21 protein-coding genes are annotated in these 13,553 nt (G+C 58.4%); 13 read left to right on the top strand and 8 right to left on the bottom strand.

All coding sequences use genetic code 11. The annotated features are described in order from the left end of the window. Nucleotides 1–405: 405 nt before the first annotated feature. Both VSR34_RS30350 and VSR34_RS30345 read right to left on the bottom strand, forming a co-directional pair. On the bottom strand, nt 406–1,299 hold the full coding sequence (locus VSR34_RS30350) for a hypothetical protein (RefSeq protein ID WP_342964348.1): 894 nt from the start codon (nt 1,297–1,299) through the stop codon (nt 406–408). An 81-nt stretch (nt 1,300–1,380) separates the two neighbouring features. Beyond that, nucleotides 1,381–1,512: a hypothetical protein gene (locus VSR34_RS30345; RefSeq protein ID WP_342964347.1), complete on the bottom strand. Its 132-nt coding sequence runs from the start codon at nt 1,510–1,512 to the stop codon at nt 1,381–1,383. A 311-nt stretch (nt 1,513–1,823) separates the two neighbouring features. Between VSR34_RS30345 and VSR34_RS30340 the strand changes: the two genes are divergently transcribed. From VSR34_RS30340 to VSR34_RS30310, 7 genes are all read left to right on the top strand, one after another. Then, nucleotides 1,824–2,126 carry a HigA family addiction module antitoxin gene (locus VSR34_RS30340; protein WP_342964346.1) on the top strand — a complete coding sequence of 101 codons (303 nt, stop codon included), beginning with the start codon at nt 1,824–1,826 and terminating at the stop codon, nt 2,124–2,126. After that, nucleotides 2,119–2,421, top strand: a complete 303-nt coding sequence (locus VSR34_RS30335) for a hypothetical protein (protein WP_342964345.1) — start codon at nt 2,119–2,121, stop codon at nt 2,419–2,421. Before VSR34_RS30340 ends, VSR34_RS30335 begins: the two co-directional genes overlap by 8 nt. Nucleotides 2,422–2,678: 257 nt before the next feature. Beyond that, on the top strand, nt 2,679–3,152 hold the full coding sequence (locus VSR34_RS30330; protein WP_342964344.1) for a DUF1778 domain-containing protein: 474 nt from the start codon (nt 2,679–2,681) through the stop codon (nt 3,150–3,152). 4 nt (nt 3,153–3,156) lie between these two features. Next, nucleotides 3,157–3,459 carry a hypothetical protein gene (locus VSR34_RS30325; protein WP_342964343.1) on the top strand — a complete coding sequence of 101 codons (303 nt, stop codon included), beginning with the start codon at nt 3,157–3,159 and terminating at the stop codon, nt 3,457–3,459. Nucleotides 3,460–3,515: 56 nt separating this feature from the next. Next, nucleotides 3,516–4,010: a hypothetical protein gene (locus VSR34_RS30320; RefSeq protein WP_342964342.1), complete on the top strand. Its 495-nt coding sequence runs from the start codon at nt 3,516–3,518 to the stop codon at nt 4,008–4,010. A gap of 314 nt (nt 4,011–4,324) precedes the next feature. After that, nucleotides 4,325–4,624, top strand: a complete 300-nt coding sequence (locus VSR34_RS30315; RefSeq protein ID WP_342964341.1) for a hypothetical protein — start codon at nt 4,325–4,327, stop codon at nt 4,622–4,624. Between the two features lie 132 nt (nt 4,625–4,756). Further along, nucleotides 4,757–5,008, top strand: coding sequence for a hypothetical protein (locus VSR34_RS30310; RefSeq protein WP_342964340.1), 252 nt, complete (start codon nt 4,757–4,759; stop codon nt 5,006–5,008). 207 nt (nt 5,009–5,215) lie between these two features. On the opposite strand, the gene VSR34_RS30305 is transcribed toward VSR34_RS30310, so the two are convergent. Both VSR34_RS30305 and VSR34_RS30300 read right to left on the bottom strand, forming a co-directional pair. Then, on the bottom strand, nt 5,216–5,416 hold the full coding sequence (locus VSR34_RS30305) for a hypothetical protein (protein ID WP_342964339.1): 201 nt from the start codon (nt 5,414–5,416) through the stop codon (nt 5,216–5,218). Nucleotides 5,417–5,424: 8 nt separating this feature from the next. Beyond that, entirely contained in the window at nt 5,425–5,730 is a 306-nt protein-coding gene (locus VSR34_RS30300; RefSeq protein WP_342964338.1) for a hypothetical protein, read from the bottom strand. Between the two features lie 932 nt (nt 5,731–6,662). Between VSR34_RS30300 and VSR34_RS30295 the strand changes: the two genes are divergently transcribed. Continuing rightward, nucleotides 6,663–7,622: a tyrosine-type recombinase/integrase gene (locus tag VSR34_RS30295; protein ID WP_342964337.1), complete on the top strand. Its 960-nt coding sequence runs from the start codon at nt 6,663–6,665 to the stop codon at nt 7,620–7,622. Between the two features lie 216 nt (nt 7,623–7,838). Here VSR34_RS30295 and VSR34_RS30290 read toward each other — a convergent pair whose 3' ends face one another. The 3 genes from VSR34_RS30290 to VSR34_RS30280 are packed head-to-tail and all read right to left on the bottom strand — an operon-like array spanning nt 7,839 to nt 9,724. Then, nucleotides 7,839–8,300 carry a DUF6527 family protein gene (locus VSR34_RS30290; protein ID WP_028371432.1) on the bottom strand — a complete coding sequence of 154 codons (462 nt, stop codon included), beginning with the start codon at nt 8,298–8,300 and terminating at the stop codon, nt 7,839–7,841. Then, a complete protein-coding gene (locus VSR34_RS30285; RefSeq protein ID WP_028371433.1) occupies nt 8,290–9,492 on the bottom strand; it encodes a ThiF family adenylyltransferase in 1,203 nt (400 codons plus the stop codon). The genes VSR34_RS30290 and VSR34_RS30285 overlap by 11 nt, the downstream gene beginning before the upstream one ends. After that, the gene (locus VSR34_RS30280) at nt 9,467–9,724 is read right to left on the bottom strand and encodes a multiubiquitin domain-containing protein (protein WP_028371434.1); all 258 of its coding nucleotides are present in this window, start codon (nt 9,722–9,724) and stop codon (nt 9,467–9,469) included. Before VSR34_RS30280 ends, VSR34_RS30285 begins: the two co-directional genes overlap by 26 nt. A 128-nt stretch (nt 9,725–9,852) precedes the next feature. On the opposite strand from VSR34_RS30280, the gene VSR34_RS30275 reads away from it, so the two are divergent. The 4 genes from VSR34_RS30275 (at nt 9,853) to VSR34_RS30260 (ending at nt 12,788) form a co-directional block, all read left to right on the top strand. Then, nucleotides 9,853–10,689 carry a TIGR04255 family protein gene (locus VSR34_RS30275; RefSeq protein ID WP_342964336.1) on the top strand — a complete coding sequence of 279 codons (837 nt, stop codon included), beginning with the start codon at nt 9,853–9,855 and terminating at the stop codon, nt 10,687–10,689. Next, complete coding sequence (locus VSR34_RS30270; protein WP_342964335.1) at nt 10,686–11,369, top strand: hypothetical protein; 684 nt, start codon at nt 10,686–10,688, stop codon at nt 11,367–11,369. The genes VSR34_RS30275 and VSR34_RS30270 overlap by 4 nt, the downstream gene beginning before the upstream one ends. After that, nucleotides 11,366–12,061 (top strand): zeta toxin family protein, encoded by a 696-nt coding sequence (locus VSR34_RS30265; protein ID WP_028371437.1) that lies wholly within the window; start codon nt 11,366–11,368, stop codon nt 12,059–12,061. Before VSR34_RS30270 ends, VSR34_RS30265 begins: the two co-directional genes overlap by 4 nt. Before the next feature lie 355 nt (nt 12,062–12,416). Further along, the gene (locus VSR34_RS30260; RefSeq protein WP_342964334.1) at nt 12,417–12,788 is read left to right on the top strand and encodes a hypothetical protein; all 372 of its coding nucleotides are present in this window, start codon (nt 12,417–12,419) and stop codon (nt 12,786–12,788) included. Between the two features lie 143 nt (nt 12,789–12,931). On the opposite strand, the gene VSR34_RS30255 is transcribed toward VSR34_RS30260, so the two are convergent. Then, complete coding sequence (locus VSR34_RS30255) at nt 12,932–13,276, bottom strand: hypothetical protein (RefSeq protein WP_342964351.1); 345 nt, start codon at nt 13,274–13,276, stop codon at nt 12,932–12,934. Between VSR34_RS30255 and VSR34_RS30250 the strand changes: the two genes are divergently transcribed. After that, entirely contained in the window at nt 13,175–13,513 is a 339-nt protein-coding gene (locus VSR34_RS30250; protein ID WP_342964350.1) for a recombinase family protein, read from the top strand. The two genes, VSR34_RS30255 and VSR34_RS30250, sit on opposite strands and share 102 nt — an antisense overlap. The last annotated feature ends 40 nt before the right edge of the window (nt 13,514–13,553 follow it).

Here is a 13,553-nt window from a genome sequence, read left to right as displayed (position 1 = left end):
CACCGGGGGCGCGGTGGGAGGGAAGCGCTGTGTCTTCCAAATTCAGAGGCGCGGGTTTGTCCTACGTTGCCACAGAGTGGCTCGACCGCCATCTATATTTAGCCCGTCGAATCGACGCGGCCCAGATGTAGTGAGGAATTGTCCACGAAACCCCAAAAGGAGAGGCGTCTACCATATGTGGGCGATACCCCGACCCTCAGCCGACGATCTGTTGCAGATCCTCCATTCCCAGTGCCTTCATTTCCTTGGTGTAGAACGTCACCTCGCGAAGCTTTTCGTCGTGACGAAGAGCCCCGCTTTAATAATCCATCTTTCCTAGTAAATGCCCTTTCTTGACGAAGCTCCCCGGCGCAACGAAGCTCGTAAAAGTGCCGCTCGCGACAGCTTTAACAGTCAGATGAGCAGTCAATCCTTGCAGCCCCATTCCGGGTCACAGTCGCCGTCGCTTTCACTGTCCTCAGGTTCCGACTCTGTGTTTGGCGCCCAGTCCAGATTCAAACTCTTCCATCGTGTTTCATCGTCGATCCACGAAAGTGGATCCATTGCATACGTCAGCACCTGATGTTGCTGAATGCCGACAGACCCAAAATAAGATTGCTCCGTGGTTAGGCGGCAAACCTCCATTTTCACTAGCTCGTCACGTACGAAGTTGTATCCATCAAATCGGTCTAAAAGGTATTTTATTACGCAACCGTTCAAACAAAGTCGAACGCATCGGAATGCACCAACCCCATCAACATCCGAAACTGCTAAACAATTGATCGCTTGGTGTAGTCGATACAATGCAATCGCTTCGGTCAAGTGGCTAAGGGTTAAGTATTGGTTATGCGCTATCGCAAGAAGTAACTGTCCTTCGAATTCGCGGATGGTTTCGTGAAATGTTCTTTCGTTGACAAATTTCGCTTCGATTTCATTCCAAGTGGTCTCCTTGTGCCAAGGGCCGTCATCGGAAAAGCGTGTACGGCAGAGCGGCCAGAGCACGTTTGGGTCATGCGCGTCCCCCCAAAGTGCGCGCCATAAATTTGAAGGGCCATCGTGGTAAAGTTTTTCGGCATGAGGAAATAGCTGACTTAGCATGCGCAACACATCGACAGGAGGCTTTTTTAGTTTGCCATCCATGAGCTGATACCACTTGTTCGACGACTGCGTGTCCGGCCAGCCGAGTCTCTCAGACTCTCGGTTGATCCAGGCGCCAAATTGGTTGGGGTTGTCGCAACGAGCCTCATCCATTAGGGTTTTTATTAATGCTCTCGTGCGAAGTTTGGCAATTTCAATGTCTTTGGAGGATTGACGTCCCATAGGATGGCAAGGCCAAAAAAATATAGGAAATTCGACCATTAATGCTTTAATTCGACACGATAAGGCGGACCCCGGCAGCTTTCAAGCAAGCGCCGCAAATGCATAGTGATCGGCCAGGTTAGCCGGTAGCGGCGTGCCGAGCAGATCGAGCAGGAAGTGCCAGTCGGCCACCGATCGCGATTGCTGTTCCGTTACGCCCGAACGAGCTTTCATTGAGTGGGGCCGGGCCTTCGTAAGGGGCATCGGCCGTTGACCTTGGGTCCATGTGCTGGATCGGTTTCGGGTACGCGACGCCACGTAGCCCAAGCCAGCGTAACAATTAGCCACGATCATCCGCGCATCGGCGGGAAGCCGGCTAACGGCTGCAATCAGTTCGGCGGCGGTCATTGTTTTGTCCCGAGTTGCCGGCGCTCGTCCTGGCCGGTTTTTTCTGACGTTGGAAAAACAGCTTGATCGGAAACGCTTGTTCACTATACCCCTTGACGGTCGCTTTGTACCGTGTCACGTTACGCTAATCAAGAGGAGTGCAGCACGTGACATCGGACTACCGTCATCCTGGCGAGCAGCTACGCCCCAGGCTCACAAAGGCTAGGCTGTCTGTGACCGCAGCCGCCGAGGCACTTGGTGTGACTCGCAAGTGCCTCTCTGAACTGCTGAACGGCCGATTTGGCATAAGTCCCGAGATGGCACTAAGGCTTGCCGCAGGATTTCCTGATACGACGCCAGAGTTCTGGCTTGGACTGCAGACGCGCTGGGAGTTACAGGTCGCCCGCAAGAAGCTGGGCCCGCTCGACATCAAACCGCTCACGGAGAAAGGTCATGATTGAAGGCAATCCGCCACCGCTGGCAATCGCGTCACGCGTCCTTGCGCCGGAAACACTGTCCGCGCTTCGTCGCCATCCCTATCACCTGGTCGCGTGGCGCATTGTCGATCGCTGGGCGTTTGATCAGCCCGAGCGCTTACGGGACCTTGAGGCCGGAGGCGAAATCCTGGTGCTGATCCGGCTGCTGGAACAGCAGCAGATCGAGCATGAGGCGCTGCTCGACTCGGTGGAGGAGCAGCGCGCGGGGATGTCACCCACCGAAATCCTTCTGCAGCGTGGTATCGAGCTTCGCCTGTGACTTTTTTCGGCCCGGCCACCCGCCAGTTCACTTGGAAATACACGTGAAGTTCTATCTTCGCGTCGGCGGCGGTCAGACTGGCCATGTCGACGGAATGATCGACGGCGCAGACCCCGCGACCCTCGACCATTCCGATGACGCGAAGATACCTCAAAAAATCGACGCAAACAGTTACTCCGGGCTCCACTGCAGAGTTCACTAAATCTTCTACTGCAGAGACCACTATTTTGCGAGGCACATGCAGGACAGGATAGGGAATGTACACACAACATCCGTTGTGCGTACACCGGAAAAAATGGCTTGGTGCCTGCGGCCCCGGCGCCATCCTTTCCTTTCCATTGAACTCAGGGCTGTGCCCCGAGACCCGAACGAAGGAGGGAAAAATGGTTTTTCAGGTGGCGGGCGATCCGCGTGACCAGCGACTCGAAATTCGCGTGACGCCAGTGGAAAAACTGATGATCCAGAATGCTGCCGTCGCATGCGGTCGGAGCGTATCGGAGTTCATCGTGCAGCGTGCCTTGCAGCGGTCCGGGTTCAGCTACGGGGAATGGGGCACACTACGCGAGCTCCGTGGTGCGCTCGAAACACTTCAGTATTTGGCGATACACCATGACGACAGAAGCGTGGAACAACTCGAAAGGATCCTCTCAGGCATCGCGGTGGAGCTGAAGAACGTCTGGCAGCCATCCGCAATCCTCCCTGTGCCGGAGATTGACAATGTCAGACCGTAGGAAAATGCAGCAGAAAAGCGCACGGCTGGTCATGCGCGTTACCCCAGGCGAGCGGCTCTCGATCGAGAGCCTGGCAAAGGAACGGAACCTGGCTGTTTCGGACTATTTGCTTCGTTGCGCTCTGGGCAAACCGGCACAGCTCCACGCCGATGTTTATGCGATCAACTATCTGAGGGAGATCTGCACGGAGATCAAGCACCTATACCACGCGAACACAGGCGTGTCGGAGGCCGCTTTTGACGTAGTAATGAAGGCCGCCATAGCGGCCATCGCGCGGGTGTGGGAAAACCCACGACAGCTGAGATGATCGCGCTGCAAATCTGGATGGTAGCGATTACGATGCGAGGGTAGGAGCCAGTCTCGATGCTGCTTTTTCTTGACACCGAATACACCGGCATAGGTCAGCCGGATCCCGGCCTGATCAGCCTGGCACTGGTCGCCGAAGATGCACGGCGCGAGTTTTATGTTGAACTGGCCGATACCTGGCAGCCGGCGGACTGCACCAGGTTCGTCAAGCAGGAGGTGTTGCCGCGGCTCGACGGCTCACCGCGCACACTGGCGCAGGCGAGAATCGAGTTGCGCGATTGGCTGGTCGAAGCGCCGCGTCATGTGCAAGTCGCCTGCGACTCGGTAACCGATTTCCGTTTTCTGCTGACACTGCTCGGAGCGCCTCGCCCCGGCAATCTGGCTGCAGACTACTTTGACCTGCGCCCGCTGATCGACACGTCTGTATATGACCGAACTGTGGCGGCTTGCTACCGGACCGACTCGCGCATGCATCATGCGCTCGTGGATGCACGTGCCTATCGTCTTGGTTGGTTGGCGTGGATGGACAGTCGCAAGCGCAACGGACCGTAAGTCGTGCTGCGCAAAGGTGACGCGAAGTGGCCCGGGTAAGTGGCACTAACAATTGCCTGCACACGACGCTCACGGCTGTTTGTTGGGCGGCCCCTTGCGCCGGTTGCAGCGGACTACCACCAAGCACGGAAGCATCGCCGCGCCGGTCGGCGGGGCCTCAAAGGTGACGGAATGCGGCCCGCGCACCGGAACCGGCGGAGAACCAAGATTTTTGGAACGATCAAACATCGAGGAAATCTCCGGATGAGAGGGCGCGGAGTTCGCCATACTCCGGTCAGGGTTCGAATCTTCTTCCACTTATGCGCGAAAAGTTCATGATGAATCCCGAACTGGCCGCTGAATTGGCTGACGAGGCACAACTAAAGGCCGCTCTACGCGAGTTGCGCAAGCTGCGAAGAGAGAGCGAGCCCCTTAACCGTGCATGGTCCGATACGCGGGTTGCCAGACTGAGGTACGAGCGGGAATACGCGTTCGCGGTCAAACAGCTACAGGAACGGGAAGGCCGTCTTTTGGATGAGCTACGGCCCTATCTCACTAAGATCGATGCGCTAGAGAAACAGGTGAGGAAGTTGGACCGCAAGATACGTAAAGCGCAGTCCGGCTCGAAGACTTAGGCACGCCTGCGAATAGAAGATTTGTTAGGCAACATACATTCCGAACCAGTACAAATGTGTGCGCGAGCCCTTAGGGTCCGCTCGAATAGCTCGTCCCCTCATCCGACACCGACAGAGACACTAACCCCCAATATGGCCTTCCTTCTAACCATTGACAGTACAGTGATTTCGCCATTTGACTCCCTGGCAGAGTGCTGGGAACAAATCAACCGGGCTTTAGTCGCTGATCCGCTTCCGCGCGGTCGCGGTACACGAATCAAGATTGAAGATCTAGGCGGCTCCGGCTGGTTCTGGAGTGGCGCGATGAACAGCCGTGATTGGAAGCTTTGCGCCAAGGATCAACAGATGTTCGAACTCTTCATGAAGCTGCAAGGGTGGGAGTAGCCTTTGGGCTCGCTGTTCGGCCCGGCCAGCATGGCGGGCTGACGCGAGGCTCTCTTCAGGTTGACGCGCGACAGAAGGAAACCCAGCCTCCTGTCGCGGTGCCGTTCAAACTGGTGAAGCTCGGGGCAGCACGACCTCGCACACGAAGCCGCGGGCGGTCGCCTGAAATCCGAACACTCGCCATAGCACTCGTGCACATCGGCAACCTTACTCCATCTGTCGTTTCAGCTCCTCGATCAGCTTGCGTGCGCTGTTCGTAATTGCAAAATCGGCCGCACAGACCGGCCTGCCGGTGGTGTCGTAACCGGTCGCGAGTTGCCTCCTGGCCAGTTGGTACATCCTCTCAAGCAGCGCCCGTTTTTCGGCCGGCGACAGGTCACCAAGAGTGCTAACGAGTTTACGCGTCATGTCGGCTCCTATGCGTTTTGGGGATAAACGGTCGCGACCCGCTTGTTCTTCAGGTAGACGTCGATCGCTTTGTCAATGTGCATGTCCTGCAGCACGGTGATGATGCGCGAAACCGAGACATCGAGCGCATCGATCTCGACGTACGCATCGCCGTCCTTCGGCCTGCGTACGTCAATGCGCAGCTTGGAGCGCAGGTTTGCGCCTACGAAATCGCCGAGCTGCACCATGCGGGATTCCATCCGGGTCGTGCGCTGGTTCACCTCACGCAGCAGCTTCATTTCGGCACTCTCAAGATGTTGCTGTTCGTTTTTCAAGACGGTCTCCTTGTGGGGGGCTTTGGGACATTCGCGGAACATCCGGGTGAACCCACCCGGATGGCGTATTCATGGTCCCTTCGAACACGGATAACCGCAAACCGCGGCAGCCAGCCGCCCAGGCATCATTGCAATGGCGTGATGTCCACGGCCATGGAGATGCACAAAACACGGAGCCGTTTTTTGTGCGCCAGTCGCGCGCAAGGTTCGAGCGCCCATCTTTTCCCAGGCATCATTTGCAATGACGCGATGTCCACGACCATGGAGATGGACAAAAGGTAGTACTACCTTTTGTACGCCCGTCTTCGACGGCCCCCATCGTCTTATATGTGATAATGTCCTTTATCACACATATGGCGACTCTCGCGGAGGGCGACCATGCTGCTCGATCTGCTCAGGGTTACCACGGCGCCCTCCTACGTCACGGACCAGGCGCGATGGCATCAGATCGACCGGCAACGCATGCGCGCCGCGTACTGGTATGCCGCGTCAACCGCTATGAAAACCGCAGGCTGGATCCTGTCGATCGGGACGGTGATCGTCGCTGCCATCACCGCCGGGCGCCCGGGGTTTATCTATGGCCCTGATAAATGGCCCGATGAGCTCGTTCGCAGCTGGTCTACCTCCGTAGCCATCATGTCAGGGCTGTCTGCGCTTGTTCCGTGGCAAAAAACGGGGCGGGCGTTTGAACGAGCGCATGAGATGCTTATTGATGTCATCACACTGTACGACTCGAATCCTGGCTATACAGTCCAGCAGGTGCTGGACGGCGCCCAGAAGGCTAGGCAGCAGCTGCAACTCGGCGATCCCCCGGCTCCCCCCGCTCCATCTCCTGCGCCAGGGCCTGCCCCTTCACCTGCGCCAGGGGCTCCTCTCACTCCAACTCCTGCGCCAAGGGATTCCCCTGCGTCGACTGATTCCGGCCGCCCTGGATGAACCTATTAGCCCAAACCCACCTTGCTCTGCCCGTTCCCGTCGTCGTAGCGGAGGCCGGTGAGATAGCCTCGATAAGATTCCTGGAGTTCTTCGCGTCGGCGATCCGCAATCCGCATACGCGCCGCGCCTATGCGCGCGCCGCGGGGGATTTCCTGACCTGGTGTGCTGGCGCCGGCGTGCCGTCGATCACCGCCGTGCAGCCGCTGCACGTCGCGGCCTGGATCGAACTGCAGACGGTCACGCACGCGGCGCCGACCGTCAAGCAGCGGCTCGCCGCGATCCGGCATCTGTTCGACTGGCTTGTCACCGGCCAGATCGTGCCGCACAACCCGGCTGCGTCAGTGCGCGGTCCTTCGCACTCCATAAAAACAGGCAAGACGCCGGTGCTTGACGCGACCGAGGCGCGGCAGCTGCTCGACAGCATTGATGTAAGCACGCCTGCAGGCCTGCGGGACCGCGCGCTGATTGCGTTGATGGTGTTTTCGTTCGCACGGGTGGGCGCGGCGCTCGCGATGCGCGTGGAAGATGTCTATGTGCAGCAGCGGCGCCTCTGGGTACGCCTGCGTGAGAAGGGCGGCAAGACGCACGCGATGCCGTGTCATCACGCGCTCGAGGCGTACCTGCATGCATACCTCGAGGGCACCAGAATCGCGAACGATCCGAGGGGGCCGCTGTTTCGCACAATTGCACGCGGCACGGGGCAGCTCAGCGAGACGCCGCTGCCACAGGCCAACGCCTATGCGATGGTGCGGCGCCGTGCGTTTGCAGCCGGCATTGGAACGAAGATCGGCAACCATACGTTCCGCGCTACCGGTATCACCGCCTACCTGAAGAATGGCGGCACGCTCGAGAACGCCGCGGCGATGGCGAACCATGCGTCGACGCGCACCACGCAGCTGTACGACCGGCGACGCGACGAGATCAGTCTGGACGAGGTGGAGCGGATCCGCGTGTAACGGCGAGGCATCGCCGCAAAGGGGTATTTATACGCACGCCAGACGCGGCTCGAATGTCGCTGACCGACCCTAGGCGGTCATTCCGGTTCTCGCATCCGCAACGGCCGCTTGCAAAGTCCTGCGGCCGTTCGCTGATACCGGGTCCCTGCAACCTAGCCTAGTAGCTACTTGCCCCCAACGAGGAAAAAGGTTCAGTCCTTCCTTCAGATGATCCGCTCAGCGGGTCAGCCATTGCCAGAACGCCTTCAGTCGTGCGCGCCAACCGGTGCGCGGCCGTGCATACTCCGAAGGGGCGGGACTTGGGACACTCCTCTCCTCTGCGCGCGGCTCTTCGGTGCCACGATGCACCGCTCGCAGATCCCGCAAGTCACGATCAAAGACGGCTTTAATCTGCCTCTTCGACAGTTGCCCGCTCCAGACCACTCGGTTGTCGCGAATGAAGTAATGCGACTGACAGGCCATCGACCAATTCCCGATAGAGGGATGTAGCGTCGCGCGCCCATCTGTAAACTTAAGCTGCCATTCCGCGGCGGAGAGGGGCGTCACGACCTTTTCTCCGCATCCGCAGCAGCAGAGGTGTACAGCGGCTCGGTACTTCTCGCTGATGTAGAGCCGGCCCGGTTGCAACGCCCGGGGCGCAAGTTCGACCAGCTCTGGCGTGATTCGGTCAATTCGCATCCGTTCCCTCGGGTCTCTCGGCCCTCGCCAAAGCCATCGCACTGATGGCAAATTCGAGGTGGTGCCAGTCCCAATTCATCGCATAGAAGCCGAAGTGTTGCTTCCAGCGCATGACGGCGAGGATTGCGTTGAGCGCATTGGCGTCAGCAATCTGAATGTTCTGGTCGTACAGCGCATCACCGGCGTCTTCCATCGTTGGAGCGCGATCGAAGAAGTGCTTGTTCCTGGCCGGCGTGGCTATTGTGACTCGACACGTACCAAAGATCTGCTGCGCGGTGGACAGCGACATGTCCATGCCACAGTCGATAAAGGGCACACCCTGGTCTATCAGATGGGAGCAAATCAATTTCCGCGCGGGCCCCTTGTCTACACAGACGAAGACGAAGTCAAACTGCCCGAGCAGTCCAACGTTGACTTCCGTCACATACGCAGGATGTTCGATGATGCCTGCCCGCATCGGTTCATACAGCGCGGAGAAGTACGCAACCTTGGTCTTGCCGAAATCAGATTCACTGGCTGCCGCGGGTGCCCGGAACGCGTTGTGGACCTCGAAGATGTCGCCGTCGAACAGGTGGATTTCACGTACCGGTGTCTTGGCTACTTGGTCGAGCACATAGGACCCGGTCCCGCCAAGTCCCACGATTGCAATGCGGAGATTCGCTAGCCGCTCTGAGACCATCACGAAGTTTCCGCGGGCGGAGCAGGCGTCCGGATAGCGGAATGGGTCAGTTCGAGGTGCCACCAGCGACGACCCAGGGCCCAAGGGCCGCGTGCAGTTTGGGTCAATTACACGCGCCTGGTCCGTGATGATCCGCCAGTAGTGCATCAGTTGTTCAAAGTGGGTGGTGTAACCCGTCCAGCCGTCATCCTTGTTCGAGAAGAAGAACTTGGCCGGAACGCCAGGAGCGACTATTCCCCCCGCCACGTCGGTGTGTCGCAACTGCTCCATCGTTGAACCGTTCGCGAAGCAGGGGAACGGGCCATCGAACCACGCTTGATGGGTCGCCGGCGGTGTCACCTGGCTGTCGGTATAGACGAGCGTGGCGACCAGGGTGCCCAGCCGCAGTTGCCTCTGGTTGTCGACCACGGGCACGTCGTGCAGAAGCAGGTGCGCCCCCTGCACCGTTACTCGCAGCCCCGCCGCAAGGAACGGGGCGAGCACTGAATCAAGAACGACCGGTTTTGCGGACATGGCACACCATCCCTTCCTTGACCGCCACCGGCTTATCTCCCCTCGCCAGCGAGAGGCTTTCCCCGTCCGGGTAGGTGATCGTGATTGTGTAGATGAAATCTGACGTATCCGCAGGCGGGTCCTGCGGATAGGCCAGGTGCACCAGCTGCGCGTATGTCAGCTTCTCTTGGTGTACCTCGATTTCGTCGAGATTGAGGACGATTTTCGTCGCGTGCTGCGCAACATTACTCATAGTGTGACTCCCATCAAACGGATCCGACTGTTAGATATCGTGTAAGATGGAATCAGTGTGTCAGATTTTGTGTAAGATGTAAAGTCTCGTGTAAAATATTTTTATGGATCATTGAGGAAGGAGGTTGTTTGGCTAGCGATACCACCCCCCGCAAGGGGCAGTGGGCGAACGCGCCCTTGGTTTTTGTACTCGCTCAGGTTCGATTTCTACCGAATGGGGCAGCTGCGCCGGAACATCTGCGCGACGCGATCGTGAAGCGGATCGGAGCTCAGTTTCCGACTATTAGTCAGACCAATGGCGTGAGTATCGAGATCAATCTTGATGCGGCACCCAGCCTGCCGCGGGCTACCCCTGAGGTTGCTTACGACCTCGTTAATACCGACGTGGACGCGATGGTTCGTGTCCAGCAAGGTGCCCTCACGTATGCCGTTACGTCGTATGTTGACTCGTCTCACTTCCGGGAGGCGTGGCTCGACATCACCAATGCACTCGACGATGTGCAGGTAAGCACCGTAACGCGACTCGGCCTGCGCTATGTGGATTTTCTGGTGCCTCAGCATGGCCGAAGGCCAGAAGACTACGTCAACGCGCCATGGAACCTGAACGGGATGCCAGCGCTGCCCGGCGCCACGCGCGGGCCAGATCTACACGTTTCCATGGTGGACGTCGCCTATTCCGCTGGCAGAATGCGCCTGCAGTTCATGCGTGGATTTGGTGTCCCGTCGTTGCCGATGGACTTGCAGGGAATGCTGAGTCCACGCCAGCAGTCGGCACCAGCGCCCGGAGAGTGCGGCGTGATCGACAGCGACCGATGGGTTGACGGTGAACACCGGGCCGATCGGGCAACACTGAGCCAGCTATTTACCCAAATGCACACCGACGTATCGTCGGCGTTTCGCGCCATGATTACGCCGCTGGCGCAGCGCGAATGGGATCCCGAAGCAGCGAGAGGAGACAACACATGATTTACGCTTCCGAGCGTGACGCGAAATTGGGTAGGGCGATCGGATCCAACGCGATGTGGCATCAATCCGGGGCCACCAGTGTTCGGCAGGTGATGGCCGTATTGGTCGACTGTGGCACGGCCGTGCCGACCGTGGTGATCGATCTTAGCGACGTCCGGCAATACCTTGGGACAAGCATCAACGCTGCGGTGCCACTACCTTTCAAGCTCGGTTCCTTGCAGCGTCAGTCCGAACCGGCGCTGACAACGCCGGCTGAGATGGTGGAGGAATTGCGCAAGGCTTTCGGGCTCAACGTCACGCAACTCGCGCAAGTCCTGCATATCGAGCGCATCACGGTCTACGCATGGTTGCGCACAGACCGGATGGAAAAGCTCAATCTGTCCAACCGCACCCGCTTGTGGCGCTTGTATCAACTGGCCAAGCAATGGGGCAGTTATGCGCCGCTGGCTGGAAAATACCTGGTCGAGCCCATTCCAGGGCGAAACACGACGCTGTTACAGATGCTCATTGCATCTCAGCTGGATTCTGGCGAATTCGCGCAGGTGTATGAACTGCTGGCGCGCGCGACCAACCCAACCACCCGTATTCAGCAGCATCGCGTTGAGCAGCACATCGCATTGAAGAAGGGTATTGAAAACCTGCGGAAGAACGCGGACAAATTTGGGATGGATCTGGATTGACGGGTGAGCAGCTTTTCAATGCGTTCCTTGACGAGTTCGGGGCAGGCGCGGGAACCAAACCAGTGATGGTCATGATCGCCGGTCCCAATGGGGCGGGCAAGACCACGCTATGGCGTCAATTGCTCGAGCCGATGCTCGAGGACGCGCTGGAGGCTGAGTACATCAACGCCGACGAGATTGAGCGTGAACTGAACGAGGCGGCGCAGGACGATCCGAATGCGCCGCAGACGCCGGAAACCGCCCGTCTAGCGCAATCGGAAGCAACGCGCCGTCGTGAGCTGAAGTTATCTGCTCCCTCTGGTGCGCAATGTCATTTCGTCTACGAGACTGTCTTTTCAGACACGTACGGTTACAAGCTCGCCGAATTGCAACGTGGAGTGGACGCAGGCTACTACGTTGTGATGTTGTTTGTTGGTGTCAATGACGTCGATCTTGCCCAAGAACGCGTTCACCATCGAGTCGCGACGGGAGGGCATGATGTACCCTCCGACGTTCAGCACACGCGCTTCCCGAGAGTCTTCGCCAACGCGCAGAAAGCTCTACAGATCGTACAGCTAGCCATGTTCTTTGATAACTCTCGGGACCGTGACGACGGTGAGCGTACACACCGGCCCGTCGCGATCGTAAAGAACGGTTCGGTGCTGGCTCAACACGACAGGATGCCGGAATGGTGGCCGATGATCATGCCATAGACCGCTAGGACTCGCCCCTGCCTCGATGAGCGTGTTAGTAAGTCGAATGGCTGGTTCTCAACGTTAGAGCTGCCCCTCGAACGTCCGAGCGCTCAGCCGATCGAATGACGCTTTCTGGCCGGACTGCGCCTGACGGCGGCCGGTCCCTGTCGGTGATCGCGAGGCCGGTTTTGCTTTTTGTAAGTATATGAGGCGTTACCCAGTAGGAAAAAACTGTCATTCCCCAAACGGGCATGGGATGGATTACGATTAACGCACACTGCGCCTGATGGGAGGATGGCTCAAATGGGAGAGCGCGGCGTTCGCAACGCCAAGATCGGGAGTTCGACCATCCTTCGTCCACCAGACACGGTTCATGACCATAAGCCCCGAACTGGCTGAAGAACTGCGGCGGATGGCCCTTATCAAGGCCGACCAGCGGCGGCAGAAAGCCATCTGGCAGGAGCTGCGCGAGCTGCGGTCCAACCTGCGCCCGATTGATCGCGCGTGGTCCGATACGCGGCTCGCCCTGAAACAATACGAGTGGGATTACACGCACGTGGTCCCGCAACTTCAGGAGCGGGAGGCCCAGCTGCTGGATGAGATGCGCCCGTTCCTCCGGCAGATTGACGCGCTGGAGAAGGAGGCCCGGCGGCTGGACCGCAAGATACGCAAAGCGCAGCAAGCTAGTGAGCGCACGCCGGCAGGTCCGGCCGGATCGAGCGCACGTACGCCCGCAAGCCCTTGAGCTTGTCTATTTCCCGTCGGTCGTCACCGGCAACCCGAAAACGCGGGTGTCGAGTGCTAGTCAAGAAAACGGTGACTTTCCTGACGTCGGGGTGGAACACGCTAAATGCAGTCCAAAGGCCCCTCTGGCTGTTAAAATTCTCGTCAATTTTTCAGCGTCCGAAAAACCGTGTATGAATCATCGGATCGGATATGTCCGCCTTTCGCCTGATGATCAGAGCTTGGATTTGCAGCGCGTTGCGCTGCAAATCGCAGGTGTTCGGCCCGTCTGCGAAGAAATGGCAAACGGTGATACGACTGGCTGCCGTGAGCTTTATCACCGAATAAAGGTGCTTGCGCGCGGGAAACACCCTCGTAGTGTGGCGGCTTGATCGCAGCTTGCCCAATATGGTACACATCGTCGCCAAACTGGAAGAAAAGGGAATCGACTTTGAGAGCATCGCCGAAAAGGTCGAGACTTCTAGTGCTACCGGCAAGCTCGCGTTCCATGTCTTTGCTGCGTTGGCAGAGCTCGAGCACAACCTGATTCGGGAACGTGCTGGGGTTTGGCGACGGCATGCGCTCGGGGCCGGTCCGGGGGGAGGGGGCAAGCCGAAGTCGGATGCAGAACGAACTAGGGAGATCAAGCGGCTGATGTCCGACCCAACTATCCCGGTCAGCCAAATCGTGGAGCGATACAACGTCTCACGAACAACTATTTGCAAGGCGCGCCAAGAAGCCCGCTAAGCGACCTCATCAAACATTTTTCCTTGGCACGGAGCTGCGC

It is taken from the genome of Paraburkholderia sp. JHI2823 (assembly GCF_038900695.1).
Taxonomy (GTDB): domain Bacteria; phylum Pseudomonadota; class Gammaproteobacteria; order Burkholderiales; family Burkholderiaceae; genus Paraburkholderia; species Paraburkholderia mimosarum.
This window is presented reverse-complemented; position numbering and strand designations above follow the sequence as displayed.